General features: G+C 70.5%; 22 protein-coding genes. 13 read left to right on the plus strand and 9 right to left on the minus strand.

What is annotated here, in order from left to right; translation table 11 throughout:
* Positions 1–33: 33 nt before the first annotated feature.
* The 3 genes from AORI_RS46565 to AORI_RS46575 form a co-directional block, all read right to left on the minus strand.
* The gene (locus tag AORI_RS46565; protein ID WP_167337760.1) at positions 34–1,215 is read right to left on the minus strand and encodes a Kelch repeat-containing protein; all 1,182 of its coding nucleotides are present in this window, start codon (positions 1,213–1,215) and stop codon (positions 34–36) included.
* Between the two features lie 93 nt (positions 1,216–1,308).
* Entirely contained in the window at positions 1,309–2,427 is a 1,119-nt protein-coding gene (locus tag AORI_RS46570) for a DNA glycosylase AlkZ-like family protein (RefSeq protein WP_016331514.1), read from the minus strand.
* A gap of 9 nt (positions 2,428–2,436) precedes the next feature.
* On the minus strand, positions 2,437–2,832 hold the full coding sequence (locus AORI_RS46575) for a DUF3224 domain-containing protein (protein ID WP_016331515.1): 396 nt from the start codon (positions 2,830–2,832) through the stop codon (positions 2,437–2,439).
* A gap of 60 nt (positions 2,833–2,892) precedes the next feature.
* Here AORI_RS46575 and AORI_RS46580 point away from each other — a divergent pair, with 60 nt between their 5' ends.
* From AORI_RS46580 to AORI_RS46590, 3 genes are read left to right on the plus strand one after another with little or no spacing between them, the layout of a single operon-like run.
* The gene (locus AORI_RS46580) at positions 2,893–3,861 is read left to right on the plus strand and encodes a helix-turn-helix transcriptional regulator (RefSeq protein WP_016331516.1); all 969 of its coding nucleotides are present in this window, start codon (positions 2,893–2,895) and stop codon (positions 3,859–3,861) included.
* The gene (locus AORI_RS46585; protein ID WP_016331517.1) at positions 3,854–4,663 is read left to right on the plus strand and encodes a uroporphyrinogen-III synthase; all 810 of its coding nucleotides are present in this window, start codon (positions 3,854–3,856) and stop codon (positions 4,661–4,663) included. Before AORI_RS46580 ends, AORI_RS46585 begins: the two co-directional genes overlap by 8 nt.
* Positions 4,664–4,717: 54 nt before the next feature.
* On the plus strand, positions 4,718–6,007 hold the full coding sequence (locus AORI_RS46590) for a sensor histidine kinase (RefSeq protein WP_016331518.1): 1,290 nt from the start codon (positions 4,718–4,720) through the stop codon (positions 6,005–6,007).
* A gap of 353 nt (positions 6,008–6,360) precedes the next feature.
* On the opposite strand, the gene AORI_RS46595 is transcribed toward AORI_RS46590, so the two are convergent.
* Positions 6,361–7,188 (minus strand): siderophore-interacting protein, encoded by an 828-nt coding sequence (locus AORI_RS46595; protein WP_016331519.1) that lies wholly within the window; start codon positions 7,186–7,188, stop codon positions 6,361–6,363.
* Positions 7,189–7,202: 14 nt separating this feature from the next.
* Positions 7,203–7,526, minus strand: coding sequence for an MGMT family protein (locus AORI_RS46600; protein ID WP_016331520.1), 324 nt, complete (start codon positions 7,524–7,526; stop codon positions 7,203–7,205).
* Between the two features lie 54 nt (positions 7,527–7,580).
* Here AORI_RS46600 and AORI_RS46605 point away from each other — a divergent pair, with 54 nt between their 5' ends.
* Both AORI_RS46605 and AORI_RS46610 read left to right on the plus strand, forming a co-directional pair.
* Entirely contained in the window at positions 7,581–10,805 is a 3,225-nt protein-coding gene (locus AORI_RS46605; protein ID WP_200870957.1) for an ATP-dependent helicase, read from the plus strand.
* Positions 10,802–14,059, plus strand: a complete 3,258-nt coding sequence (locus AORI_RS46610; RefSeq protein WP_016331522.1) for an ATP-dependent helicase — start codon at positions 10,802–10,804, stop codon at positions 14,057–14,059. The genes AORI_RS46605 and AORI_RS46610 overlap by 4 nt, the downstream gene beginning before the upstream one ends.
* Here the strand turns inward: AORI_RS46610 and AORI_RS46615 are convergent.
* Positions 14,056–14,442, minus strand: coding sequence for a DoxX family protein (locus AORI_RS46615; protein WP_016331523.1), 387 nt, complete (start codon positions 14,440–14,442; stop codon positions 14,056–14,058). The two genes, AORI_RS46610 and AORI_RS46615, sit on opposite strands and share 4 nt — an antisense overlap.
* An 88-nt stretch (positions 14,443–14,530) precedes the next feature.
* Between AORI_RS46615 and AORI_RS46620 the strand changes: the two genes are divergently transcribed.
* Together AORI_RS46620 and AORI_RS46625 are read left to right on the plus strand one after the other, a co-directional pair.
* Positions 14,531–15,607, plus strand: coding sequence for a potassium channel family protein (locus tag AORI_RS46620; protein ID WP_016331524.1), 1,077 nt, complete (start codon positions 14,531–14,533; stop codon positions 15,605–15,607).
* A gap of 171 nt (positions 15,608–15,778) precedes the next feature.
* Positions 15,779–16,183, plus strand: a complete 405-nt coding sequence (locus tag AORI_RS46625; protein ID WP_016331525.1) for a hypothetical protein — start codon at positions 15,779–15,781, stop codon at positions 16,181–16,183.
* A gap of 151 nt (positions 16,184–16,334) precedes the next feature.
* Here the strand turns inward: AORI_RS46625 and AORI_RS46630 are convergent, their stop codons facing one another.
* Positions 16,335–17,420, minus strand: a complete 1,086-nt coding sequence (locus AORI_RS46630; RefSeq protein WP_016331526.1) for a neutral zinc metallopeptidase — start codon at positions 17,418–17,420, stop codon at positions 16,335–16,337.
* A 216-nt stretch (positions 17,421–17,636) separates the two neighbouring features.
* Between AORI_RS46630 and AORI_RS46635 the strand changes: the two genes are divergently transcribed.
* The 6 genes from AORI_RS46635 to AORI_RS46660 all read left to right on the plus strand — a co-directional run bounded on the left by AORI_RS46635 (position 17,637) and on the right by AORI_RS46660 (position 23,636).
* The gene (locus AORI_RS46635) at positions 17,637–18,746 is read left to right on the plus strand and encodes an integral membrane protein (protein WP_016331527.1); all 1,110 of its coding nucleotides are present in this window, start codon (positions 17,637–17,639) and stop codon (positions 18,744–18,746) included.
* Positions 18,740–19,381, plus strand: a complete 642-nt coding sequence (locus AORI_RS46640) for a DUF4129 domain-containing protein (RefSeq protein ID WP_016331528.1) — start codon at positions 18,740–18,742, stop codon at positions 19,379–19,381. Before AORI_RS46635 ends, AORI_RS46640 begins: the two co-directional genes overlap by 7 nt.
* Positions 19,378–20,502: a DUF4350 domain-containing protein gene (locus AORI_RS46645; protein ID WP_016331529.1), complete on the plus strand. Its 1,125-nt coding sequence runs from the start codon at positions 19,378–19,380 to the stop codon at positions 20,500–20,502. The genes AORI_RS46640 and AORI_RS46645 overlap by 4 nt, the downstream gene beginning before the upstream one ends.
* A gap of 17 nt (positions 20,503–20,519) precedes the next feature.
* Entirely contained in the window at positions 20,520–21,479 is a 960-nt protein-coding gene (locus AORI_RS46650) for an AAA family ATPase (protein WP_016331530.1), read from the plus strand.
* Positions 21,479–22,765, plus strand: coding sequence for a DUF58 domain-containing protein (locus tag AORI_RS46655; protein WP_016331531.1), 1,287 nt, complete (start codon positions 21,479–21,481; stop codon positions 22,763–22,765). Before AORI_RS46650 ends, AORI_RS46655 begins: the two co-directional genes overlap by 1 nt.
* 88 nt (positions 22,766–22,853) lie before the next feature.
* Complete coding sequence (locus AORI_RS46660) at positions 22,854–23,636, plus strand: hypothetical protein (protein WP_016331532.1); 783 nt, start codon at positions 22,854–22,856, stop codon at positions 23,634–23,636.
* A 71-nt stretch (positions 23,637–23,707) separates the two neighbouring features.
* Here the strand turns inward: AORI_RS46660 and AORI_RS46665 are convergent, their stop codons facing one another.
* Together AORI_RS46665 and AORI_RS46670 are read right to left on the minus strand one after the other, a co-directional pair.
* Positions 23,708–24,781 (minus strand): hypothetical protein, encoded by a 1,074-nt coding sequence (locus AORI_RS46665; RefSeq protein WP_016331533.1) that lies wholly within the window; start codon positions 24,779–24,781, stop codon positions 23,708–23,710.
* 17 nt (positions 24,782–24,798) lie between these two features.
* Positions 24,799–25,806, minus strand: coding sequence for a stage II sporulation protein M (locus AORI_RS46670; RefSeq protein ID WP_016331534.1), 1,008 nt, complete (start codon positions 25,804–25,806; stop codon positions 24,799–24,801).
* Positions 25,807–25,847 lie beyond the last annotated feature (41 nt).

Genomic DNA, 25,847 nt, shown 5'->3' on the forward strand with positions numbered 1-25,847 from the left:
ACCGCATTCAGAGGACGAAATGCGGGGGATGGGTCACGGGGTGAAGAGATCGGTCTTGGTGATGAGGACGTGGTTGCCGTCCGGGCCGGCGTTCGCCAGCACGGCGGCGCCGCCCGCGATGAGGACGCGGCCGTCGGCGAGTTTGACCGCGCCGAACTTCGCCCTGCCGATGGTGAGCCCGAGCAGTGGCCCCCATTGCCCGGTCGCGGGGTCGAAGATCTCGGAATTCTGGTAGCCGGCGTCGTACCCGCCGTATTCGAGGCCGCCGATGGCCAGCACCTTGCCGGAGTCCAAGCGGAGCAGGCGGAATTCGTCGCGTGGGATCCTCATCGCCGCCGCGTCGGTCCATTTGCCGGTTGCCGGGTCGTAGCGTTCGGATTCGCCGAGGCTGAACGGCGCGTAGTTCCAGTTCTGCGGCCCGCCGGTGTGGCCGCCGGTGAGCAGCACGGTCCCGTCGGCGAGCGCGACCATCTGCGCGCCGACACGCGGCCGTCCCGTTTCGAGCGGGACCGAAGTGCCGATCGGTGTGGTGGGGCTCCACGTGCCGGCGACCGGGTCGTAGATCTCGCAGAAGGTCAGGCCGACGAGGTCGCCGCCGGTTTCGACGAGGCCCGCCGCGACGAGCACCCTGCCGTCCGGCAGCAACGCCGCGGGGAACGCCGCCCTGGCGTGGATCATCGGCGCGGTCTCGGTCCAGGTGCCCGTCGCCGGGTCGTAGATCTCCGCCGCCGCGATCACCAGGGAATCGATGGGCGGCCGTTCGCTCCCGCCGCCCATCACGAGCACCCGGCCGTCGGCCAGCGCGATCGCGTGATGGTTGCAGCGGGCGGTGTGCATCGAGCCGGTCGGGCTCCAGGTCCCGGTCGCCGGGTCGAAGATCTCCGCGGAGGTGAGGATGTTGGGCGAAGTGGACGGATGGCCGTGGAAACCGCCCGCTGCCAGCACCTTGCCGTCCGGCAGGACGGTCAGCGAATGCAGGCGGCGGCTGGTCGCGAGCGACCCGGTGACCGCCCACTGGCCACTGCCCGGGTCGTAGAGCGCGGCGTCGGCGTACGTCACCGCGCCGCGGTTGTCGCCACCGCCCGCGGCGAGGACACGTCCGTCCGGCAGCAGGACCGGGCCTTCGTTCATGCCGTCCCATTGGCGTGCCCAGGGCAGGTCGCCGGTGGCCGCCCAGCCGCTCGCCGTCGTCCGGGGTTCCGTCTGTGTGCTCATGTCCTCGACGGTCGCCGCCGTGTCCTTCCGCGGCAAGCGGTTGCGCGATGGCCTACCTCTTGGGCACCCGGAACGGGACCGATCGGACCGCCTTCAGGACCAGGCGACGCGGAAGTCGGCGAACTCCCTGGCGGCGGCGACGCGGGCAGCCTCCTCTTCGGCCGCCTTCCGGACGGCCGGGCGGAGGGCGTCGAACGCGGTGACGGTGAAGTCGAGCCGCTTCTTCCCGCTCGCCTTGGCCCGCCACACACCGGAGATCTCGCCGTCGGCCAGCAGCGCGCCGGGGCTGCCGAGGATTTTCCAGACCTCCTTCTGCCGGGCCTTGTCCGGTACCAGCACGGCGCGGTCGCGCGCCTGGACGAACGGGTCGAGCGGCGGCAGCAGGCGCACCACGTCCGGCTCCGGCGGGTTCTCCAGCAGGGCCAGCCGGTCTTCCGGCATGAAGGCCTTCTTGCCGTCGACGCGGACCTCGGCCAGGCCGTCCGGCCACATCGCGTCGACCCCGGTGCGGGTGGTCCCGACGTAGGCGGCGGCGTCGCCGGGAGCGGCGGGACCGTTGATCCGCAGGTAACCCTCGACGACGCGGGTCGCCGCCTTGGCGTCGGGCGACGTCTTGAGCCTGCCTCGCTTTTCCAGTGGCGCCAACGTCGCCGGGGTCGCGCCCGGCTCCAGCCGGACCCCGGCGTGGATCGACGCGACCCGCATCAACTGCTCGTAGACGTGCACGACACCGCAGCCGCGGCAGGCGTACGAGAGGCCGTCGGGGATCAGTTTCGTGACCGCGCCGCTCACCGCGCCCTTGGTCTGGACGCCGGTGACGACCTCGCGGATCGCCTTCGCCGCGGTGAACAACGCGTCCGTCGCGGACATGCCCGCGTCGTCGACCTGCTTGCGCTGCCAGAGGATCCGGGCCATCGCGTCCTTCTCGTCGAGAGGCACGAGGGCGGCCCGGATCGCGTCCAGTTCCGCGCGGCGGTGGAAGTGCGGCGCGCCGCGATGCGTCCACGCGAGCACGAAACGGTCGTCGTCCCAGACGCCGGGCGTGATATCGCCGTCGATCCGGGCGGCGAGGCCCAGCAGGGCGGTGTCCCGCACGGAATCCTGCAGCCCGAGGTCGAATACGGCCGCCGCGGCCGGATCCGTCTTCTCGCGGTGCAGACCGTGCGCGGCGATCCGGTATGCCAGCACCTGCTTGCGATCGACGTCGAGCACTTTTTCTCCCTAGAGCGCGTATTCGAGCGTGTACGACATCGTCGGCTCGCCGAGGGCGCCCGTCGTGGTGCCGCTGCCGGTGATCCCGGCGAGTTCACCCGTTCCGGAGCCCTTGACGATCTCGAACGCCGACGAGATGCCCTGCGCGTCGAACCCGGTGTCGTGCTTGATCACGAAGCTTCCCTTACGTCCGTCCACGCTGCCTTCGATCCGTTCGAGGCCGGGAGAGGTCGTGTCGCCGCCGTCGTAGCCTTCGCCCGCGTAGTACAGCAGGTAATCGAGGACCGACTCGCCTTCGATCAGCCCGCTGTAGGTGAGCGTGGCGTGTGCGTAGGCGACTCGCGGCGCACCCTCCGTGCCGCTGACGACGGATTCTTCCCAGTTCTTCATGGCGAACGTGTTCATGGGTTCACCCTGTCAGCCATACCTGTCAGGATGTGTCAGGTTTTCGGGGATACTGGATTCATGCGCGCGAGCAGACTCCTGTCGGTCCTCCTCCTGCTGCAGAACCGCGGCCGGATGACGGCCGAGGAGCTGGCGACCGAGCTGGAGGTGTCGGTCCGGACGGTGTACCGCGACGTCGAGGCGCTGTCCGCGGCCGGCGTGCCGGTGTACGCCGATCGCGGGCGCACGGGCGGCTATCAGCTGGTCGACGGCTATCGCACGCGGCTCACCGGGCTGACCGAGGAGGAGGCGCAATCGCTTTCGCTGGCGGGGCTGCCCGGCGCGGCCACCGAACTCGGGCTCGGCGCGGTCCTCGCCGCCGCGCAGCTCAAACTGCACGCGGCCATGCCGTCGGAGCTGCGTGCCGGGGCGGGCAAGATCTCCGAGCGGTTCCACCTGGACGTCCCCGGCTGGCATCGCGGGATCGAAAGCCTGCCGCGACTGTCCGAACTGGCCGACGCGGTCTGGCACGGGCGGCGGATCAAGGTCCGGTACGAACGCTGGGGGCAGCGGAAGGTCGATCGCGTGCTCGACCCGCTGGGCCTGATCCTCAAGGCGGGGAACTGGTATCTCGCGGCGCGGTGCGACGGGACCGACCGGACGTACCGGATCTCCCGCATCGAAGAGCTCGAAGATCTGGGCGAGACCTTCGAGCGGCCGCTGGACTTCGACCTCGCGCGCTACTGGCACGAATGGTCGGAGCAGTTCGAAAAGCGGATGTACTCACGGATGGCGGTGGTGCGGCTGAACGAGTTCGCCCGCATACTGCTGCCGTTCTACCTCGGAGCCGTCGGTGCTCGGGCGTTGCGGGAAACACCCGCGGAGCCCGACGAAAACGGCTGGCTGACGATGGAACTGCCCGTGGAACCGGGAGAATCGGCCGTCGGCGAACTACTGCGGTTCGGCGGGAACCTCGAAGTGCTCGAACCGCCGGAGCTGCGCGAGCGGCTGGCGGAGGAGATCAGGAAGATGGGCGCGGTTTATGGCTGACCTGGACGGCATCACGATCGGGATCACCGCGGAGCGGCGGGCCGACGACTTCATCGGCGCGCTGACCCGGCAGGGCGCGACGGTGCTGCACGCGCCCACCATCCGGATCGTCCCGCTGCCCGACGACACCGAACTGCGCGCGGCGACGGACGCCGTGCTGGCCGGGCCGGTCGGGTTCACCGCCGTCACCACCGGCGCCGGATTCCGTGGCTGGCTCTCGGCGGCCGAAGGCTGGGGACTGCGCGAGCCGTTGTTGGAACGGCTGGCGGCGTCGCGGATCTTCGCGCGCGGGCCGAAGGCGGTGGGCGCGGTGCGTGGTTTCGGCCTCCGGGAGGAGTTTTCCGCGCCTGAGGAGAGCAATGCCGAACTGTTCGAAGGGTTGCGCGACGCCGGGGTTCGCGGTGAACGGGTCGCGGTCCAGTTGCACGGCACCCTGCTGCCCGAACTCACCGCGTCACTGCGGGACGCGGGCGCGGACGTCGTCCAGGCGCAGCCCTATCGCTGGCTTTCGCCCGCGGACGTCGCACCTGTGCACGAACTCGTCGAAAGCGTGATCGCCGGACGTGTGCACGCTCTGGCCTTCACTTCCGCGCCGGCGGCGGCGAACCTGCTCATCCTGGCGGGCCCGCGTCGTGAAGAACTCCTTGCCGCACTGCGAGGTCCGGTGCTGTGCGCGTGCGTCGGGCCGGTGACCGCGGCGCCGTTGGAAGCCGCCGGGGTGCCGACCGTGCAGCCCGAACGTCAGCGGCTCGGCGCGCTGGTCAAACTTCTCGTCGCGGAACTGCGCATTCGGCCGTCTTGACGCGGGAAGTCCGCTTTGCCAGGCTCGACACATCGGACGCGGGGAGGGCGGCGGATGTCCGAGTCTCAATCGGTCACGTTCGTGCGCGCGATGTTGCGAAAGGGCTCTTCGGTCCTGTCGGCCAGCCCGGCCGACGAAGCACCCGACCCGGATTCGGTGCCGGACTGGCGCTATCGTGAGGACTCCGCGGACACGCTGCTGACGCGCGCGATCCGTTATTCCGCGCTCGGCCCGATCTTCTACCGCGTGGCCGCGTTTCCGAAGGTGTACATCGGTTTCCTGGTCGCGAACGGCTCGGCGGGCATCGTGCCGGTGCTGGGCACGACGATCATCGGGATGCTGCTCAACGCCTTCGCGGTGTGGTGGGTGGTGCGCGGCCGCGGGATCCGGGCGAAGACGTCCGGGCGGCTGATGTACGCGGATCTCGTCGTGGGCGTGGTGCTCACGACGATCGTGGCCGCCGCGGCGCCCACTGAGATCCAGCCGTTCGCCATCGATGTCGCGTGGACGTGGATGGTCGGGACGGTGGCGTTGTGGACGCTGTCGTTCGGCCTGCCCGCCGCTTGTCTGCTGCTGATCGCGGCCGTGCCGTTCCGGGCCTTCCTGACCTGGGCCGGCGGGCTGCCGCTCGACCATCCGCTCGCGATGAGCCGATCGGTGGGGTGCATGGTCGCGCTCGTCGTGGCGATGGTGACCACGGCCGGGATCCTGATCCTGCTCGGGGTCGGGACCCGGTTCGCGCTGGGCATCGGGATGCGCCGGGGGCAGCGCGCCGAACGTCTGCGGACCCAGCGGGTGATGCACGATTCGGTGTTGCAGACGCTGGAGGCGATGGGGCTCGAAGCGCCGGACGACGATTCCGCCGCCGCGGAACGGCTCGCGGAGATGCGCGCGACGGCGCGGGCGCAGGCGGCCGAACTCCGGCGCGAACTGACCGGCCCCGACGCGCCCTCGGCCCGGGGCCTCGCGGCGGACCTCGCCGAGGTCGCCACCGAAATGGCGCGCGACGGCCTCCGGACCCAGCTCGTCGCCGCCGAGACCGAAGAGGACTACCGCCTCTCGCACGCGCGCCGGACCGCCATCCGTGACGCCGTCCGCGAAGCGCTCCGAAACACCGTGAAGCACGCCGGGACGAAACAGGTCGTGCTTCGCGTCGAGGAGTGCGAAGGCGGCGTCGCGGTCATCGCGCGGGATCAGGGGACCGGTTTCAGCATGCTGGACCGGCCGCCGGGCTTCGGGATCAGCCAGTCGATCATGGCGCGGCTGGCGGAGGTCGGCGGGCGGGGGACGATCGATTCGCAGCCGGGGCGGGGGACTCGGGTGACGCTTTGGGTTCCGCACTGAGGTCTTTGGTTCTGTTTGGCGCGCGTGAAGGCCTCCTTGAGGGACCCAGAGTCCGTGAAGGCCTCCTTCACTACCTTGAGGGTAGGTAAGGAGGCCTTCACGTACTTCCCGGGCGGGAGCAAGGGACCTTTGCTCTCGCTTGGTTAGCATGGCTACGTAAGTGGTAGCAAAGGTCCCTTGCTCCCTTTTCGCAGGTCAGGCTCTGCTAGTGCAGATGTCGATGTCTCAAAGGGGCCCTTCAGGACGTCCAACGTCCCAAAGGTGGCCTTCAGGGCGTGCCCCATGTCATGAAAGGGTCGTTCAGGACACAAAACGTCCTGAACGACCCTTTCATGACACAACGCGAGAAGCGCTCAGTCCTCCTCGGCAGGAGCCTCCCCAGCCTCCGCCTGCCGCATCGCCTCACGCCCAGCGGCCTCTTCGCTGACCCCCTGCCGCCAGTACCCCGTGAAGCAGATCGCCCGCTTGTCGATCCCGCGCTCCCGCACGAGGTGACGCCGCACCAGCTTCACCATGTTCGCCTCGCCGGAGATCCACGCGTAGGCCGTCCCGCCCGGCAGCTCCGCCTTCCGCACGGCCTCCAGGACCGCCGAGCCGACGTCACCGGAACCCCGCACCACCCAGTGCAGTTCCACGGTTCCCTGGGTTTCGAAGACCTGCCGGTCTTCGCGATCACTGATCTCGATGTAGACCAGCGCTCGCGTTCCGGCGGGCAGCGCCTCGACGATCGCGCCGATCGCCGGGATCGCGGTCTCGTCGCCGATCAGCAGTTGCCAGTTCGTCTCCGAAGGCACGTTGTAGAGCCCGTGCGGCCCCAGGAAAGCGACCCTGTCGCCCTCGGAGGCGCGCGAAGCCCACGCGGAGGCGGGGCCTTCGTCGCCGTGCAGCACGAAGTCGATGTCGACCTCCTGTACGGACGGCCGCAGCGCGCGCACGGTGTACGTGCGCATCGGCGGGCGGACGTCGTCGGGCATCGCGAGGTAGGTCCGGTACCAGGAAAGCACTTCGTCGCCGGTCAGCGGCGCGGGCAGCACGGGCTCCGCCTGGCCGGGCTGCGGGAAGAACACCTTCAGGTACTGGTCGGGCGCCTGGTCCACCAGCGACGCCCCCGAGAAGGTCACCCTGCTCATATGCGGGGTGAGCCGCCTGACGCCGGTCACCTTCGCCTCGATGTAACTCATTAGGCGAGGCTAACCTAAAAGAGGGCGCCAGAACCAGCGTCGTCGGCGGGATCACGTTGCCACCGGTATTTCCGCAGGTCGACGCGCTGTCCGTCGGACATGACGCCTTCCGCCCGCAGTCGTTGGAGCTGCTCGTCGACCAGATGCGGAGCGGGTGTCCCGTCGGCCCGCAGAATGCGGTGCCAGGGCAGGTCCTGTCCGTCCTCGCCGAGGATCCGGCCGACCAGCCGCGGCGACGGCGCGCCCGAAACCGACGCTATATCCCCATAAGTCGCGACCGAGCCGGCGGGCACGCTCGCGATGACCTCGCGCACCCGCTCGTGCAGTTCGTCATCCATGGGACCACTTTGCCGTGCCGCTGCGAGGTTGTGTCGGCGGGGCGTGGTTCCATCGTGGGCGTGAACGGGCGGCGAACAGCGGCAGGAACCGACGCGCGGCTGGTCCGCACGCCGGTCACCGGCACGCCGTCCTTCCAGTGGGATTCCGGCGCCCGCCGCCTGCTGGCCGCCCCGGACGGGTTCCGCAGGGTCCTCGGCGGCCCCGGCACGGGCAAGACGGCCTTGCTGGCGTCGGCGGCGTCGCGGCGCATCGCGGAGGGCGCGAACCCGGAGAGCGTGCTCATCCTGACCACCTCCCGCAAGGCGGCCGAGGTCCTGCGCGCCGACATCACGCATCGGCTCACCACCGATCCGGAAGAGGATCCGCTGCCGCGCACGATCCGTGAGCCGCTCGTGCGCACGGTGCATTCGTACGCGTACGCGCTGTTGCGGATGGAGGCGCAGGCCGACGACCTCCCGCCGCCCCGCCTGCTGGCCGGGGCGGAGCAGGACGTCGTCGTCCGCGATCTGCTCGCCGGTGACCTCGAGGAGGGCGCGCTCGACTGGCCGGAGCAGCTGCGCCCCGCGCTGAGCGTCCCCGGTTTCGCCGAGGAACTGCGAGACCTCCTGCTCCGCGCCGCCGAACGCGGGCTCGGCCCGGAGGATCTGGTCGAGCTCGGCAGGCGCCGCGGCCGCGAGGAGTGGATCGCGGCCGGACGCTTCTGGAGCCAGTACGAAGAGGTCACCCTGCTGCAGGGCGCGGGCGGCAACGCGCTCGGCGTGGCGAGCGCGCCCGCGCTGGACGCGGCGGAGCTCGTCACTTCCGCCCTGCTCGCGCTGGAGGACGATCCCGAACTGCGGGAACGCGAGCAGCGCCGCGTCCGGCACCTGTTCGTCGACGACGCGCAGCATCTCGACCCGCTGCAGACCCAGCTCGTCCGGCTCATCGGGCACGCGGCCGACGAGTTCGTCGTCGCGGGCGACCCCGATCAGTCCGTGTTCTCCTTCCGCGGCGCGGATCCCCGCCTGTTCGCCGACGCGGACGAGGACGGCGAGCGCACGGTCCTGCTGACCACGGCGCATCGGCACGCCCCGGTGATCCGCACGGCCGTCACGAAACTCGGTTCCGTGCTGCCCGGTTCGTCGCCGCAGCGCAAGCTCGTCGACGCGCCGGACGCCGAGGGCGGTGTCGTCCGTGTCCGCCTGATGCCGACCCCGGCCGCCGAGGCGAGCTGGATCGCCGATCAGCTGCGCCGCGCGCATCTCGTCGACGGCGTGCCGTGGTCGGAGATGGCGGTGCTCGTCCGGTCGCCCGCCCGTACTTTCCTTGTATTGCAACGTGCTTTGCGCGCGGCAGGTGTGCCGATCGGTTCGGCCACCGAGGAGCTGCCGCTCGCGAAGCAGCCCGCGGTTCGTCCTCTGCTGGCGATGCTGAGGCTCGCCGCGGACCCGGAACTGCTCGACGTCGACCTCGCAGAGATGCTGCTCTCCTCGCCCTTGGGTGGCGCGGATCCGCTCGCCCTGCGGCGGCTGCGGCGCGGTTTGCGCAGGCTGGAGCTCGCGGGTGGCGGGCAGCGGTCGAGCGACGAGCTGCTGGTGGAAGCCTTGCGTACCAACGATGTCCTCACCGGTCTCGCCGAAGCCGAGGCGCTGCCGATGCGCCGGATCGGTGGCCTGCTGCACGCGGCGCACCAAGCCGTGGTGCGCGGTGACGGCGTCGAGCAGGTGCTGTGGGATCTGTGGCAGGCCAGCGGTCTGGAACAGCGTTTGCTGCGGTTGGTCGATCGTGGCGGATCGCTGGGCTCCCAAGCGGACCGCGACCTCGACGCGATCGTCGCGCTCTTCGACGCCGCCGGTCGTTATGTCGACAGATTGCCGAAGGCAAGTGTCGCCTCGTTCGCGGATTACCTGTCCTCGCAGAACATCGCGGGTGACACGCTGGCCCCCGCCGCTATGAAGAGCGACGGCGTTTCGCTGCTCACGGCGCACGCGTCCGCCGGTCGTGAGTGGACGGTCGTGTCGATCGCCGGTGTCCAGGAGGGCAGCTGGCCGGATTTGCGGTTGCGCGGTTCCGTGCTCGGCGTCGAGCGGCTGGTCGACCTCATGTCCGGCGTCGACGACGAAAAGGTGTCCGCCACCGCGCCGATCCTCGCCGAAGAGCGGCGGCTGTTCTATCTCGCCGCGAGCCGTGCGCGGAAAACGCTGCTGGTCAGCGCGGTCGCGGGGGAGGACGAGCAGCCCTCACGCTTCATCGACGACCTGGAGGAGAACGGCGCGGACGACGGCGGCCTCGACTCGCGGATGAAACCGGCGGGACGTTCGCTGGTGCTGGCCGAACTCGTCGGTGAGCTGCGCGAAGTCGTCTGTGACGAGTCGAGCGATCCGGAAAGGCGGCAGCGGGCGGCCCGACAGCTCGCGAAACTGGCCGCCGCCGGGGTGCCGGGCGCGCATCCGGGCACCTGGTACGGCCTGCTGGAACCCTCGACCGCTGAACCCGTGCACGGGCCGGGCGACCTGATCCGCATCTCACCGTCCACTGTGGAGGTTCTGGTCAAATGCCCGCTGCGGTGGCTGATCGAACGCCACGGCGGCAGTGACCCGGCACAGCTCGCGGCGGTCACCGGGACACTCGTGCACGGGCTCGCGCAGGCGGTCGCCGGCGGCAGCAGCGACGAGCAGATCCGCGCGGCTCTCGACGAGGCCTGGGTGCGGGTCGACGCCGGGGCGCCCTGGTTCTCGCGCCGCGAGCGGTCGCGGGTCGAGCAGATGCTGCGGAACTTCATCTCCTGGCTGGAATCCAGCCGCAAGGAGCTGATCGAAGCCGGTGTGGAGCAGGACATCGAGGTCGAGCTGCCGGTCGGCGACAGTGACACCAGCGACGTCCGCGTGCTTCTGCGCGGCCGCGTCGACCGCGTGGAGATGGACAAGGACGGCCGTCCGGTCGTCATCGACATCAAGACCGGCAAGGTGCCGATCTCCGCCGCCGACGCCGAACAGCATCCGCAGCTGGCCGCGTATCAGCTCGCCGTGCTGCTCGGCGCGGTCGAGGGCGGTTCGAAACCCGGCGGCGCACGGCTGGTCTACGTCGCGAAGTCCAACAACAAGACCGGATCCACCCAGCGCGAGCAGGCGCCGCTGGACGAGGACGGCGGCAAGCAATGGCTTGAGCTGGTGCGTTCGGCGGCGGGCTCCGCCGCGGGCCCGGAGTACGGCGTCACCGAGAACCCGGACTGTGATCGTTGCCCGGCAAGGGGTTGCTGTCCGCTGCGCCCCGAGGGCAGGCAGGTGACCGGTCCTTGATCTCCGAACTCCAGCGCCGCCAGGTCGAGCCGGGTGAGATCGCCCGCGCGCTCGGCCTGCACAGCCCGACCGACGAGCAGGCCGAGGTCATCGCCGCGCCCATCGAGCCGTCGCTGGTCGTCGCCGGCGCGGGCGCGGGCAAGACCGAGACGATGGCCGCGCGCGTCGTCTGGCTGGTGGCCAACAGTGTCGTCCCGCCGGAACGCGTGCTCGGCCTGACCTTCACCCGCAAGGCCGCCCGCCAGCTCGCCGACCGTGTCCGCACCCGGTTGCGCCGCCTGGTCGGTTCGGGCCTGCTCGACAAGATCGACCCGACCGGTGATCTGCGCACGACGGTGACCGCGGGCGAACCGACGGTGCTCACCTATCACGCGTATGCCGGACGGCTGCTGTCCGAACACGGCCTGAGACTGCCCGTCCAGCCCGGTGTCCGGCTGCTTTCGGAGACGTCTTCCTGGCAGTTCTCGCATCGTGTCGTGTCCACTTGGGACAACGACCTCGACACCGATCGCGTGCCCTCCACGGTGACCGCGCAGTTGCTGGCGCTGGCGGGGGAGCTCGGCGAGCATCTGGTCGAGACCGAAAGGCTGGCGCAGTACACGTCTTGGCTGTGCGAGGTCATCGAGAACGCGCCGCGGGCGAAGGGGCAGCGCGCGTCGCTGCCGCAGAAGCTGGCCGAAGTCATGACGGCGCAACGGTTCCGGCTCGCGCTCCTGCCGCTGGTCGAGGCGTACCACGCGCGGAAACGGGCGGAAGGCGCGCTCGACTTCGCCGACCAGATGTCGCTGGCCGCGCAGCTCGCCAGCAGCTATCCGGCGGTGGTCGCGGGGGAACGCGAGCGTTACGGCGCCGTCCTGCTCGACGAGTACCAGGACACCGGGCACGCCCAGCGGATCCTGCTGCGTTCGCTGTTCGGCGGCGTCGAACATCCGCCGATGCCGGTGACCGCGGTGGGCGACCCGGCGCAGGCCATCTACGGCTGGCGCGGGGCGAGCGCGGCGAACCTGCCCCGCTTCACCACGGACTTCCCGCGTGACAACGGCGAACGGCTCGTCCCGGCCCTGGATTTCGGGCTGCTGACCAGCTTCCGCAACCCGCCCGAGGTGCTCGAACTCGCGAACGCGATCTCGGAACCGTTGCGGGAACGCGGTCTCGGTGTCGCGCGGCTGCGTGCGCTGGAAGGCGCGGGAACCGCCGACATCGCCGCCGCGCTGCTGCCGGATATCCGCGCCGAACGCGAGTGGGTGGCCGACGCGGTGGCGAAACGCTGGTTCGAAACCATGGAGGAGACCGGCAAACCGCCGACCGCGGCGGTGCTGGTGCGCCGTCGTGCCGACATGGCACCGATCGCCGCGGAGATGCGGGCGCGCGGGCTCCCGGTGGAGGTCGTCGGTCTCGGTGGTCTTCTCGACGAACCCGAGGTCGCGGATCTGGTGAGCACGTTGCGGGTGCTCGCCGACCCGCTCGCGGGCAGCGCGGCCGCCCGGCTGCTGACCGGGGCGCGCTGGCGGATCGCGGCGGCCGACCTCGCGGCGTTGTGGCGCCGGGCAGGCGAGCTCTCGTCGCCGGTGCCGCCGTCGGGGAAGTCCGATGTGGACGAACCGGTCCTGGTGACCGAGCGGGTCGAGCAAGCGGGGCTCGCCGACGCCATCGACGATCCCGGGGCGCCGGAACGCTATTCACCCGAGGGCTACCGGCGGATCCGGCGGATCGGCGCCGAGCTCTCGGCGTTGCGACGGCGGCTGGACCAGTCGCTGCCCGAACTGGTCGCCGACGTGGAACGCACGATGCTGCTCGACGTCGAGTCCCTGGCCCGCCCCGGCCCCGCCGGACGCGCGCACTTGGACGCCTTCGCCGACGTCGTCACGGATTTCGCCGAGACCTCGCCGACGGCCACCCTTCTGTCCTTTGTGGACTATCTGAACACGGCCGCGCACGCGGAAGACGGGCTCACCCCCGGCGAGGTGGAGGTGGTCCCGGATCGGGTCCAGGTGCTGACGGTGCACTCGGCCAAGGGGCTGGAATGGCGCATCGTCGCGATCCCGCATCTGGTCAAGGAGGTCTTCCCGGGGCGGCGGCGTTCTTCGTCGTGGCTGCGGACGTCGACCTCGTTGCCCGCCGCGCTCCGCGGCGACTCGGAGGACCTGCCGGAGCTGCGGATCCCCGAAGGCGCGGACCGCAAGGAAGTCCAGGAAGCGCTGGAACTGCACGAAGAAGGCTTCGTCGCGCGTGAAGCCGACGAGGAGCGGCGGCTTTGCTACGTCGCGCTGACCCGCTCCGAGCACACCATGCTGATCTCCGGCCATTGGTGGAACGAGAGCAGCGCGCGGCCGAAGGGCCCGTCGGAGTTCTTGCTGGAAATCGGCGAGGTGATGCGGGCGAACTCGGTCGGCCGGATCGAGCACTGGGCCGACGAGCCCGAGACCGACGGCGAGAACCCGCTGGTCGCCGACTCGCGCCGGTCGCGATGGCCGGTCGATCCGCTGTGGCCGCGGCGCGAGGGCGTCACGAACGGCGTCGACATGGTGCTCGGGGCGATGGAAGACGCCGAGCATGCCGAGGAGGAGGAAGAGGACGATCCGGACGGCTGGATCTCCGACACCAAGGTGCTGCTGGAGGAGCGGGCACGGGCGCGGGACCGCGTGCAGCAGGTCGTCCTGCCGCCGCATCTCTCGGTGAGTCAGCTGGTCGAGCTGTCGGCCGATCCCGCCGAGCTGGCCAAACGGCTGCGACGGCCGCTTCCCGTACGCCCCAACACCTACGCGCGGCGGGGGACGGCGTTCCACGGCTGGCTGGAGCAGCGGTTCGGCGGCGAGCAACTGCTGGAGATCCACGACCTGCCGGGGGCGGCGGACGTCGACGAGGCGCCCGACACCGAGCTGGAGGCGCTGCAGGCCGCGTTCGAGAAGAGCGAGTGGGCGCATCGGGTTCCGCACGCGGTCGAGGTGCCGTTCTCGGCGGACGTCGTGGGCGTGACGGTGCGCGGGCGCATGGACGCCGTGTTCGCCGACGCGGACGGCGGCTGGACCGTCGTCGACTGGAAGACCGGTGCCGTCCCGGAGGCCGACCGGCTCGAATCGCTGGCCGTGCAGCTGGCGGCGTACCGGCTGGCGTGGGCGGCCTTGAAGAACATCCCGGTGGAGAAGGTGCGGGCGGCGTTCCACTACGTGAAACACGACAAGACCGTCCGCCCGGCGGATCTGCTGGACGCCGAAGGACTACGGCAGCTCCTGCGGAGCGTCCCGACGGTCTAGGCGCGGTCGCGGACCTTCAGAGCCCAGGCCACCAGCGGGATCTGAAGCGGGACGCGGGCCCAGAAGGCCGCTCGCCAGTGCTTCGGGGCCTTCCGGCGGTCGGCGTCGACGGCCATCTTCACGTTCCCCGGCAGGACCACGACGAACAGCAGCGCAGCCGCGAGCCCGCCGAGCCGCCTGGTCTTCGGGTTCGCGACCGCGGCGGCCACGCCCAGCTCGGCGACGCCGGAACCATAGGTCCAGGCGCGAGGGGAGCCGGGAAGCTGCTTCGGGATGATGGCGTCGAACGGTTTCGGCTGGACGAAGTGCAGCACACCGGCCACGCCGAGCAGACCGGCGAGGAAATGGGCGGGCCGCTGAGACGGTCGGGAATCCGAAGACATGCCCTGAGCTTCGCATACCGAGCTGAACGGAACGTTCTTCGGCTATCCTCCCGACCGTGAGTGACGCGGACCAGGCCGGAGCCTGTGCATGAGGGTTCTCAAGCGTTTCCCGGTCAGGCTGAGCGACCGCCCGGACCACGAGCTCGTCGGTGTGATCCGGATGCCGGAACTGACGGTCAGCCCGCTGCGGTCGATCCTCAAACGGATCATCGGCGCGGTGCTCGCCCTGCTCGCGACCGTGCTGATCGTCTACCTCGACCGGGACGGCTACCGCGACGCCAACGGCGACGGGCTCACCTTCCTCGACAGCCTCTATTACGCGACGGTGTCGCTGTCGACCACGGGTTACGGTGACATCGCGCCCGCGACGCCGTCCGCGCGGCTGGTGAACGTCCTGGTGATCACCCCGCTGCGGGTGCTCTTCCTCATCGTCCTGGTCGGTACCACACTCGAAGTGCTCACCGAGCGCTCGCGGCAGGCTTTCAAGATCCAAAAGTGGAGGACGAAGGTGCGGGACCACACGGTCGTCGTCGGATTCGGCACGAAGGGCCGGTCGGCGGTCAACGCGCTGCTCGGGGACGAGAACGTCGAACCCGACCACATCGTCGTCGTCGACACCGACCAGCAGGCCCTCGAAGCGGCCACGGCACTCGGGCTGGTGACCGTGCACGGCTCGGCCACCCGCGCCGACGTGCTGCGCGTCGCCGGGGTGCAGCGGGCACGGGCCGTCGTCGTCGCCCCGAACCGGGACGACACCGCCGTGCTGGTCACGCTGACCGCCCGTGAGCTGGCGCCGAAGTCGCACATCGTGGCGTCGGTGCGGGAGGCGGAGAACGTCCACCTGCTCAAGCAGTCGGGCGCGAACCAGGTCGTGGTGTCGAGCGAGACCGCCGGGCGCCTGCTCGGCATGGCGACGTCGACGCCGCTGGTGGTCGACATGGTCGAGGACCTGCTCACCCCCGAGTCCGGCCTCGCGATCGCCGAACGCCCGGTGGAACCGTCGGAAGAGGGCGGGTCGCCGCGGCATCTGCCGGACATCGTGCTGGGTGTCGTCCGCGACGGCGTGCTGTACCGGGTGGACGCGCCGCAGGCGGACGCGATCGAGCCGGGGGACAAGCTGCTGTACATCCGGAAGGTGACCTCTGCGGAGACGATCGAGCGGTAGCAGGGGCTATTTGCTATCACCCTGCCTGGACAAGTGGGCTCCTCTTGTTCTGCCGCTGCTACCACGCTCGCGGGCTCCTGTGTTTTGCCGCCAGGTTCTGGGAGCATGGCGTTCGTGCGCAAGCGATCGGACCCCGCCAGAGGGCTCACCCCGGGGTGGAACTCCCTGGCCGTGGCGGCCGGGGTCGGCCTGCTGGTGGTCTTCCTGGCCTGGCTCGCCGGGCCGGGGCTGTTCGGCATCTCGAACGAGACGAAGGGGACGACCGTGCGGGCGGAGGTCGTTCAGCCCGCACCCTGTACCGGCGGCGCCACCGAGAGGGTCAAGTTCGAATTCGGCGGCGCGCCCATGGAAGGTTCGCTCAACGGCTGCGGACACGGCCAGGGTGAGCGCATCGAGGTCGTCGTCCCGGACGGGGCCGCGGGGGACGCCGTGTCGGTGCACGCGGCCGACGCGACGGCCGGAGCGAGCGACGCCCGGCGGCCGCTCGGGCTGGCGCTGCTGGTGTTCAGCTGCTTCGCGGGCGGGATGTACGTGTTCCTGGTGTTGCGGGGGCCTCGGGTTCCGGTGACGGCCTGATCGTCGGTCCAGGTGGTCGTGAGTGGCGTATCGGGTTCTAACCCGAAACGCCACTCACGACCCCGGTGACCAGCCGCGCCCCACCAAGTACGTGAAGGCCCCCTTCATTGCGCTAGACGCAATGAAGGGGGCCTTCACGTACTAACGAGACTCAGGAAACGGCGCTCGAGGGAGCCGAGAAGGTGTTGCAGTCGGCGATCCGGTTGTTGCTCGCCCCCGCCCGCCACCACGACGCGTAGTGCGCGTTCGTCCCGTGGTCCTGGCTGCGTGAGGTGTTGTCGCCGCGGGTCTCCTGGTCGTTCCAGGCCTTGTTGTACATGTCCCGGCTGACCGTGCCGCCCTGGTCGACGTGCGCGCCGAGGAACATCCCGGAGAAGCACTGCGCCTGCAGTTCCTTGCGCCGCGACATCTCCAGCCCGGCGGGGCTGTTCTGGCCGGCGTCGTAGATCTTCTGCCAGGCGGCGTCCATCAGCCCGGCGACCTCCTGGACGTGATGTCCGTACTCGTGCGCGAAAAGGGCCAGGTAGACGCCGGGGTTGTTGCCGTACTGGTCGGTCTGGAGACCGCGGAACGGCACGTAGAGGTTGTTCTCGCAGTAGTACGCCGCCGTCGCGATGCCCACCTGGATGGTGCCGCATTCGGTTTCGAAGCTGGCCCCGGTCGGGAAGTGCAGGGCGGGCGGGGTGAACGGCAGGTCGTAGGCTTCGAGGAACGGGCCCCAGGCGTTGTCGAGGCATTTGCCCGCCGCGGTGAAGAACGCCTCGGCGGCCTGCTGGCTGCTCTGCCACTGCGGCAGCGTGCAGACCCGGTTCTGCAGGCCGGCGTTCGGGTCCTGGAGGATCGGGTGGTCACCGAGTTTGAGGATCTTCTGCGGCCCACTCGACGAAGACGGCGCCTTGGTCGGTGACGACGGGAACGGGTTCGTCGACGACGAGGGCGACGAAGACCCGCTCGGCGGCAGTCCGGCCTGCGAAGGCGTGTTCGGCAGGGTGCTGTAGCCCGCATTCGCTACGTGATCGGAGTCGTCACGATTGAGTGAAACGATCGCGACCAGGCCGAGGACCAGGACGGCGACCGCGCCGAGGCAGATACCGACGATCGCGCCAACGGACCGGCGTGGCGGCGGAGGCGGGAAGTGGTGCGGCGCGCCGTGCCACTGGGCAGGAGGCTGGCCGTGCACCGGCGGTGGCTGGACGGCGCCGCGTGGCGGCCACTGGCCGTGGGGCGGTTGCGTCATCAAGTCGGTCCCGGTGGTTCTAGGGGCGAACCGGGGGCACCCGGTCCGATGTTCAGCATAACGAGCTAACGGCGTCCCCACCCACAGCTCGGCTGCAGAGGGTATCCAGCGTGAGGCGAGCGGTCACCCATCAGTGTCGTCCCCCCAGCTCTGGCTGGGTGTCGGACCCTCTGGAAGAGTGTTCGTAAGCAACGTGAACGGGTAAGGGGCTGTCGCATGACGGAGACCGGCGGACCGTCCGGGCCGGAAGGCACCGAGACGCCGAAGCCGCAGGCGGACCAACCGGCACAGCCGCAGGCGGACTCGCCGACGCCGCCGCGGGGGGAAGCGGCGCAGCAGTGGCAGTCACCCTCCGGGGCGACGCCGCCGCCTCCGCTGCCGTCGTACCAGCCCCCGCCGCAGCAGCAGTACCCGAACTGGAAGGTCGGCCTCGGCAGGCCCGGCGTCATCCCGCTGCGCCCGCTGAACCTCACCGACATCCTCGACGGCGCGGTCACCACCATGCGGCGGTACTGGCGGATGGTCTTCGGTTCCGCCGCCGTGGTCGCGGTGCTCAGTGCGGGACTCAGCCTGATCGGGCTCCTGCTGATCGACACGTCGGGCGATTTGGAGCGGTTGCGCGATCTGGGGCCGGCGGCCACCGACCAGGAACTGCTGGACGCGATGCTGGGCGGCCTCGGCGGCACCTTGCTCGCGGCGCTCGTGTCGACCGTCGTCACCCTGCTCGGGACGACGCTGCTCACCGGATTCCTGACCATTCTGATGGGGAAGGCCGCGCTGGGTAAGCCGGTCGACTTCAAGGAGACCCTCAAGGAGGCGGCCTCCCGGCTGCTGCCGCTGCTCGGCCTGACCTTGCTCTACGCGCTGGCGACCATGGTCGCGTTCCTGTTCTGCGTCCTGCCCGCGGTCGTTCCCTTCACCTTCTGGGCGCTGGCCAGCCCGGCGCTGCTGCTGGAACGCGGCACCGTGCGGGAGTCGCTCCGCCGGTCGGTGAAGCTGGTTTCGGGAATGTTCTGGCGGGTCTTCGGGATCCTGTTGCTGACCGTGGTGATCTCAGGGTTCCTGAAGGGGATCATCGAGACGCCGTTCAGCTTCAGCGCGTTCCTGGGCATCTTCGGCAACATCGACGAGGTGTACATCCCGTCGACCGGTGATCTGGTCCTCCAGTCGGTGGGCACGATGATCGCCGAGACCATCGTCGGCCCGTTCACCGCGCTGGTCACCGTGATCCTCTACATCGACCAGCGGATGCGCCGCGAGGGCATGGACATCGAGCTGGCCCGCGCGGCCGGGATCCAGGCGCCGCCCCCGCCGCAGGCATGGTGACGCGCTTCCTCGCCGAGGTCCCGGTCGACATCGACCGGGACACCGCCCGGCTGCGCGCCGCCGAGGAGCTCTCGGGCCAGGCCTACCAGGCCGCGAGACCGAGCTGGCTGTCCGAGGCGTTCGACTGGGTGGTCGAGAAACTGCTGCGTTTCCTCGAAACGGTCAACGGAGCCGTGCCCGGCGGGATCTTCGCCGTGGTGCTGCTGGCCGTCGTGCTGATCGTGCTGGTGGTGGTGATCCGGCTGAAGTCCGGGCCGTTGGCGACGTCGGCCAAGAGCGGGCGCGCCGTGTTCGCCGGGCAGCGCAAGGCATCCGGTGAACACCGCAAGGCGGCCGAGGAGGCCGCGTCGCGGGGCGACTTCGACGACGCCGTCCGTGAACGGTTCCGTGCCGTGGTGCGGTCCTTGGAGGAGCGGGCGCTGCTGGACGAGAAGTCCGGGCGGACCGCGGACGAGGCCGCCATTGAAGCCGGGCGGCTGCTTCCCGACTTCGCCGAGCCCTTGCGCGCCGGCGCCCGGCTGTTCGACGACGTCCACTACGGCGGTATCCCGGCCACGGCGGACGGCTACCGGTCACTGTCCGATTTGGACGAACGCTGCCGTCGTGCCCGGCCCGTCGCCTTGGCGGCCGGATGACCTCGGTCTCGCCCGACGCCCGCCGGATCTGGCGCGGGGTGCGGCTCCCGCTCGCGGTGGTCCTCCTGATCGTGCTGACCGGCACGCTGCTCGTGCTCTTCCAGGGCGAGCGGACCACCGGCGCGCTCGAACCGGGTTCCTACGAGCCCGCCGGCGGCCGCGCGCTGGCGACCCTGCTGGAACGGGAAGGCGTCAAGATCCCGATCGTGCGCACCGCCGCCGAGGCCAAGGGGGTCGCGAGGGAAGCGACGGTCCTGATCACAAAACCCGATTACGTGCCCAAGAGCACATTCGCGGAGATCCGCCAGAGCGCCGAGCACGTCGTGCTGGTGCAGCCGAGCTCCGGCACGGTCGAGGAAGTCCTTCCCGGCGTGCGGGTGAGCGGCCAGGTCGAGACCGAGACCCGCTCGCCGGATTGCGAGGCCGCGGATCCCGTCGCGGCGGGGAGCGCGACGATGGGCGGCCTGACGTATTCGGCCACGCAGCCGCGGGCGCTGGAATGCTACGGCGGTACGTATCTCGAGGTTCCGAGTCCACAAGGGACGGTGACGGTGCTCGGCACCCCCACCCCGCTGACCAACGACTGGCTGGCCGACGAAGGCAACGCGGCGCTGGCGATGCGGATGCTCGGCAAGCACGAGCGGCTCGTCTGGTACCTGCCGACGCCCGCCGACCCGTCGCTGGAGCCCGAGAAGAAGCCGCTGTCCGAACTGATCCCGGCGGGCTGGTCGTACGCGGCACTGCAGGCCGGCGTCGCGGTGGTACTGCTGGCGCTGTGGCGTTCGCGGCGATTGGGCCCGGTGGTGACCGAGCCGATCCCGGTCGTGGTCCGCGCGGCCGAGGCCACCGAGGGCAGGGCGAGGTTGTATCGCAAGGCGAAGGCCGCCGCGCACGCCGGGGAAACCCTGCGTGAGGCGGCTCGCACGCGGCTCCGGCCGTTGCTGGGGCTCACCCGCGACGCCGAACCGGCCGCTCTGGTGGAGTCCGTCGCCGTACGGACCGGCCGGGCACCCGCCGAAGTCGGCGCGCTGTTGTACGGGGACCCGCCGGCGGACGACGCCGCGCTGGTGCGGCTGGCGGACGGACTCGATGTCGTGGAACGAGAGGTGGAGCGGTCTTGAGTAGCGATCAGTCCAGTATGGACGGTGCGGCCGATGCCAGGGCGGCGCTGATCGCCCTGCGCGCCGAGGTCGGAAAGGCCGTGGTGGGCAACGACGCGGCCGTCACCGGGCTCATCATCGCGTTGCTGTGCCGGGGACACGTATTGCTCGAAGGCGTTCCCGGGGTGGCGAAGACGTTGCTGGTGCGGGCGCTGGCGGCCGCGCTGGACCTGGAGACGACCCGGGTGCAGTTCACGCCGGACCTCATGCCGGGCGACATCACCGGTTCGATCGTCTACGACGCGCACAGCGGCGAGTTCTCCTTCCGCGAGGGCCCGGTGTTCACGAACCTGTTGCTGGCCGACGAGATCAACCGCACACCGCCGAAAACGCAGTCTTCGCTGTTGGAGGCGATGGAGGAGCGTCAGGTCTCCAGCGACGGCAAGACGCGCCCGCTGCCCGACCCGTTCATCGTCATCGCGACGCAGAACCCGGTCGAATACGAAGGCACGTACCCGCTGCCCGAGGCGCAGCTGGACCGGTTCCTGCTGAAGCTGACCATGCCGATGCCGTCCCGGGAGGACGAATTCGGCATCCTTTCCCGGCACGCGCAGGGTTTCGACCCGCGTGACCTCGGCGCGGCCGGGGTCGCGCCGGTCGCCGGGATCGCCCAGCTCGACGCCGCGCGCCGCGCCGTCGCCGGGGTCACCGTGCGGCCCGAGGTGCTCGCCTACATCGTCGACGTCTGCCGGGCGACACGGTCGATGCCGTCCGTGCGGCTCGGGGTCTCCCCGCGTGGCGCGACCGCGCTGCTGGCGGCGACCCGGGCGTGGGCGTGGCTCGCGGGCCGTGACTACGCCACCCCGGACGACGTCAAGGCCTTGGCGCGGCCGTCCTTGCGGCACCGTCTCGACCTGCGGCCCGAGGCCGAACTCGAAGGCGCGACCGCCGACGGCGTGCTGGACCGCGTCCTCGCGTCCGTACCCGTTCCGCGCTGATGGCCGTCACCGGGCGGCTCGGGCTGCTGGCGCTCCTCGCGGCGCCGGCGGTCGGTTTCCTGCTGCCCTCGTGGGCCGGGATCGGGCTGGCCGCGGCGGTGCTGTTGCTGGTGGTGGTGCTGGATCTCATCCTCGCCGGGAGTGTGCGACGGCTTCAGTTCGCGCGGTCCGGCGCGACGTCCGTGCGGCTGGGGGAGGAGTGCGAGGTCACGCTCACCGTGGCCAATCCCGGCGGCCGCCCGGTGCGCGCGTGGCTTCGCGACGCCTGGCCGCCCAGCGCCGGCGCGGACGACCGGCACCGCCTGACGTTGCCCCCGGGCGAACGCCGGGTCGTGACCACGCGGCTCCTGCCGGCCCGTCGCGGCGACCGGACGGCGGTCCGGGTCACCGTCCGGTCGACCGGGCCGCTGGGGCTCGCCGCGAGGCAGGGTTCGCACGACGTGCCGTGGACCGTGCGGGTGCTGCCGCCGTTCCACAGCCGCAAGCATCTGCCGTCGCGGCTGGCGCGGCTGCAGCAGCTCGACGGCCGCAACGCGGTGCTGATCCGGGGCCAGGGCACGGAATTCGACTCCTTGCGCGAATACGTGATCGGCGACGACGTCCGGTCGATCGACTGGCGGGCTTCGGCGCGCGCGTCGGATGTCATGGTGCGGACCTGGCGCCCCGAACGCGACCGGCACGTGGTGCTGGTGCTCGACACCGGCCGCGTTTCGGCGGGCCGGGTCGGGGACGCGCCGCGCCTCGACGCGGCGATGGACGCGGCCCTGCTGCTGGCCGTGCTCGCCTCCCGCGCGGGTGACCGCGTCGATCTCCTGGCGTACGACCGGCAGGTCCACGCGGCGGTCCAGGGATCTACGGATCTGTTGCCCGCCTTGGTGAACGCGATGGCGCCGCTCGAACCGTCGCTGGTCGAGACCGACGCGCGGGGAATGGTCGCGGAGGTGTTGCGGCGCACCCGGCGGCGCGCGCTGGTCGTCCTCCTGACCGGGCTGGACGCGGCGCCGCTGGAGGAAGGCCTGTTCCCGGTGTTGTCGAAGCTGACCTCGCGGCACCAGCTGATGATCGCTTCGGTCGCGGACCCGCGGGTCGCCGAGATGGCGGCGGGCCGCGGCGACGCGGAAGCCGTCTACGACGCGGCCGCGGCCGAGCGGGTGCTGGCCGAACGGCGCCAGGTCACCGCGCGGCTGGCGCGGCACGGGGTCGAGGTCGTCGACGCCGTGCCCGAAGATCTGCCGCCGCGGCTGGCGGACCGGTATCTCGCGCTGAAGGCGGCCGGACGGCTTTGACGCCGAACCCGATGGAGTGGTGCCGGTTGGCGTGCGGGCGCGCGGACGGTTAGCTCGGAAGTCCGGACCGACGCGATGGGGGTCAGATTTGCGCAAGCTCGTGCTGTTCTTCGCGGTACTTCCGGCGGTGCTGCTCGTGTCACCGGCTTCCGCGCAGCCCGCCGGGAAGCCCGTCCACCTCGCCGACGGCGGCGGGACCGTCTCCTTGGCCGCGGCCGACGGCAAGCTCTCCCTCGCCGACGCGAAGGACGCCAACGCGCAATGGGTGTACGACAAGGCGGCGCTGTCGTACAAGCATGTCGCGAGTGGACAGTGCCTGGCGGCGATCAGCCCCGTCGACGGGGTCGGCGTCAAACTCGTGGCGTGCGACGGCAAGGACCGTCTCCAGCAGTGGCGCCGCAACGCCGGGCTGCCCGGGCTGGTGCTGCTGGCGAACGTGGCGACCGCGCGCTGCCTGACCGCGGAGGCGCCGACGGTGGGAGCGCGTCTGTATCAGGAGGTCTGTTCCCTGCCAGGACTGTCCAACACCTGGGCGGCCGGGGTGCGGACACTCGCGATCCTGTCGGGGAACGGGCAGCGGCTGTCCACGAAGACGCCCGGGCAGCCGTTCGTGGTGCGCGTGATCGGGGAGAACGGCCAGCCCGCGGCCGACGTGCCGGTGAACTTCTTCGTCCGCGCGGCACGGCCGAAGAACGTGCTGGTCTTCGAAGGCGGCGCCGAGACGGCGACGGCCAAGACCGGCGCCGACGGTTCGGCGACGAGCCCGAAGATCGTGCTGACCGAACCGGGCGAATTCGAGATCCGGTTCACCGGCAGCGCGAGCCTGGAGGACGGGAACAGCATCACCTTCGAGGGCAGCTGCACCTGCTGAGCGGGGTCGTGAGTGGCGTTTCGGGTTCTAACCCGAAACGCCACTCACGACCCACTCAGCCCACGCGGGACTTAAGCCACCAGCGCGAAACTCGAGTAGTACTCACCCGACGGATCCCGCGAGCCGCTCCGGTCCGGGCTGACCTCGGCGCCGACCCAGCCCTGGAACGCGCCCGCGTCGTCGATCACCTGCAGCAGCGGGCGGACGTGACTGTTGCCGAGGTAGCAACCGTTGTAGGACAGGCATTCGCACCAGAACTCGTAGCTGTTGCGCCGTCCGCCGAAAGCGTCGCTCAGGTAGTAGAACCGCCTGTCGCCGGTGTCGATGATCTTCTTCGCGCAGGCCTCGTATCCGGGGCCGGCGGGGCAGCAGGAGGACGGGTCGCATCCGGAGTCGTACTGCACGTACCCGAGACAGGAGCCGTCGTCGCACTTGTTCCACCCCGGGCCGACGCCCAAAGCACCGCTGCTGCCGCGGGTCCAGTTCGTGATCGCGCGGCGGTTCACGCCCTGCCCTTCGAGCAGGTACGACCGCTGGGTCGCGCGGACCGAGCTCATCGGGGCCTTGCTGGTCTGCGCGAGGGAGGCGTTGCTGCCGTAGGCGATGCCGCTGGTGATCGAGTAGTTGTCGCTTACCAGTTGCAGACGTCCGAGACCCGGCCTCGGCTCCGAAACGGCCCACGTCTCCGTGAGGTTCACGGGAGTGGTGGTGCCGTCGACGGTGCTGCTGGTCCAGGTGATGGCCACCTGGCCGGAGTTCTCGGTGTAGGTGCCGGTGAAATGGCCGTTCGGGGCGCCGGTGAAGCCGGGCGCGGTCTTGATCGGGCAGTTGTTGCGGGGATTGGTGCCCGGCGCCCAGTCACCGCAGTAATAGACGTCGCCGCTGTCGACCGGGACCGGGAAGCCCGCCTGGCTCCAGGTCCAGAAGTTGTGCGCGACGGTGTTGTCGGCCGAGTTGAACACGAGATAGCCGAGGCGGACGTAATTGCGGTCGGCGTCGGTCCGGAATCCGCCGACGCTCACCACCCAGTTCTGCTTGCCCGACGGCGCGGACACGGTCCGAGCCTGGGACGCGCCGACGAGGAGCGTCGAGGCGAGTACGGACAGGACGACGATCGCGAAGGCGCGTAACCGTTTTCTCCCCATGAAAGGAGCTAACCAGGTCAGCCCGCTTCCGGTCGAGAATCTCCAGCGTATCGCCAGTCGACATCACCCACTTCGCCCGCTTTCGCGGCGCGACGCCCGACGACGAACACGTAAAGTAAGAACGCGACCTCGGCGATTACTCCGATTCCTATGCGGGCCCAGGTCGGCAGGCCCGACGGGGTCACAAAACCCTCGATCACGCCGGAGATCAGCAGTACGACGGTCAGTCCCAGCGCCATCACCACGACCGAGCGCCCCTGTTCGCCGAGCGCCGCCGTCCGGGAGCGGCGGCCGGGGTCGATGACCGTCCAGCCGAGCTTGAGGCCCGTCCCGGCCGCGACGAAGACCGCGGTCAGCTCCAGCAGGCCGTGGGGCAGGATCAGCCCGAAGAACACGTCGAGCCGTCCGGCGGAGGACATCAGCGCCGCGCCGATCGCGAGGTTCAGCGAGTTCGCCCAGAGCGCGTAGATCACCGGGACGCCCAGCACCACGCCGAGGAACAGACAGGTCGCGGCCACCCACGCGTTGTTGGTCCAGACGCGCGCGGCGAAGGAACCCGCGGGGTCGGACGTGTAGTACGTCTCGTACTTCCCGCCCGGCGCGGTCAGGTCCTTGAACTCCTCTGGCGAGGCCAGCGACGCGAGCACCTGCGGGTCTCCGGCGATCCACACCGCCGCGATCGCCATCACCGCGATCGACGCCGCCGACGACGCCAGCCACCAGCGACGGCTCAGGTACAGCGCGGCCGGGAACCGGTGGGTGAAGAAGAGGCCGACCTCGCGCCACGCGGGGCTGTGCGAACCGGTGACGGCCGAGCGCGCCTTCGCGACGAGGCCGGACAGCTGCGCCACGAGCACCGGGTCGGGCGCGACCGAGCGGATGATCGAAAGATGCGTCGCGACGCGCTGGTACAGCGTCACCAGCTCGTCGGCGTCCGGGCCGCTGAGCTTCCCGGCGCGGCCGACGAGATCACGCAGCCGGTTCCATTCGGCCTGGTGCGCGGCGACGAACACGTCCACGTCCAACTCGGAGCCCTCCCGGCGATCGTCCTTGGTCGCCCAGCCTA

This window comes from Amycolatopsis keratiniphila (assembly GCF_000400635.2).
In the GTDB taxonomy this organism is placed as follows: domain Bacteria; phylum Actinomycetota; class Actinomycetes; order Mycobacteriales; family Pseudonocardiaceae; genus Amycolatopsis; species Amycolatopsis keratiniphila.